Annotated in this window: 1 protein-coding gene; it reads right to left on the reverse strand. The window is 62.7% G+C overall.

Annotated features, from left to right (window positions below; translation table 11 throughout):
• Positions 1-142 precede the first annotated feature (142 nt).
• Entirely contained in the window at positions 143-1,390 is a 1,248-nt protein-coding gene (locus G6N77_RS19445) for an IS4 family transposase (RefSeq protein ID WP_165183819.1), read from the reverse strand.
• Positions 1,391-1,430 lie beyond the last annotated feature (40 nt).

The raw sequence follows: 1,430 nt of genomic DNA on the forward strand, positions 1-1,430 counted from the left end.
CAATGCCGTTTACTTTGTGATTTTGTGTGTTTTCTTGAGCGGCCAGTTGGACATTTTGCGTTTGACGACGCGTGGGACGATGCGTTGTCGGCGTGGGGGCAGGAGTTCGTGGAGGATCTCCCGGCAGAAGATGACGAAGGCTTCAGCTAGCTTGTGAGGGGGAAAAAGCCGGGCGCGCGGCGATGGATCGCCGCGCGGCCCGGATGGTCCGTGTGAAGGAAAAGCTCAGTGGGTCTTCGTCGAACTCGGCCGCGACGGTTCCGATGAGGGACCGGATCGCATAGTGCGCGCAGAGGCAGCCATAGATTTCCTGGAGCACCCCGTCAGGGGTTTTGGAACGGAGCACGACGTTGGGTCCGCGCTGGTGTGTTTTGAGTTCATCGAAACTGGATTCAATTTCCCAGCGCCTGGCATACAGGCCGGCCAGGTCCTCGCTGGAAGCAGCTGCTGGATCCAGGATGGTGGTGATGAGCCGAAACATGCTGGTCTGCGGCGCGTCAGTGGTCTCGTTCCCTGAGGTGGCCTTGCTCTCGGTGGTGACGTTGTATTCGATGACGCGGACCGGGATGCCGTGGGTGTCCTTGGCCCGGTCCTTGCTGGAGGGATACACGGCCGAGAGGTAGGACCCGTCACCGTAGTCTTCATGGACGGGCAGGACCGCATTGGCTTTCATCCGCCACAGCAGTGCCGCCCCGGTGGCGGCGCTGTCCTTCCATGCCGTGTAGGAGAAGAACCCGCGGTCGGCCATGGCCAGCATGTCCTTGGCCAGGTCCGCCAACACGGCCGGGTACAGGTCGTGCTCGGAGGTGGTGCAACCGGCGACCACAGCGGAAATCACCGCATGTGTCCCGCATTCGACCAATCCCAGCACCCGCGCCTGCGGGAACGCGGACTTGAAATCCGTCTTCGTCCCCGGCCGCCCGTATGCCTTCTCGTTCGCGGGGGTGTCGGCCAGATCCAGGGTGGTCCCGTCCACGGAGACCAGCCGCCAGCCCTTGTAGAACCCGGGCCCTCCAGGATCCGCGAAGGGCTTGGCGACTTGGGCGAACAACTCCACCATCACCGCGGAACCCAGCCGGGTCCGGGCCTTGTAGATCGCCGCTTTCGTCGGCATCACCCACTCACGGTAGCGGCCCGTCAACCATTCCATCCCGGCCAGCAGGGACCGCATGGCTTCCTCGTAGGAGCCGTTGGAGAACAACGCCAACGCCATGACGTAATAGACCATCAGCCGGGACGGCAGCAACCGGTTCCGCTGCTCCAACGCCCCCGTCCGCTCGATCACCGCGTCGACCACATCCGCAGGGTACACCCGCGTCAACACACCAAGGGAAATATGGTCAGTCAACCGTTCGGGACCCTCCGGGGTCACCCATCCACTACGCGCCATGCCGAAAGATTAACACACCTGAGCTAAGTAAACGGCATTG

Source organism: Arthrobacter silviterrae (assembly GCF_011045165.1).
Classification (GTDB): Bacteria; Actinomycetota; Actinomycetes; order Actinomycetales; family Micrococcaceae; genus Specibacter; species Specibacter silviterrae.

Excerpts from the sequence above, each read along its gene's own strand:
- G6N77_RS19445 (WP_165183819.1), bottom strand. The coding sequence starts at position 1,390 with ATGGCGCGTAGTGGATGGGTGACCCCGGAGGGTCCCGAACGGTTGACT.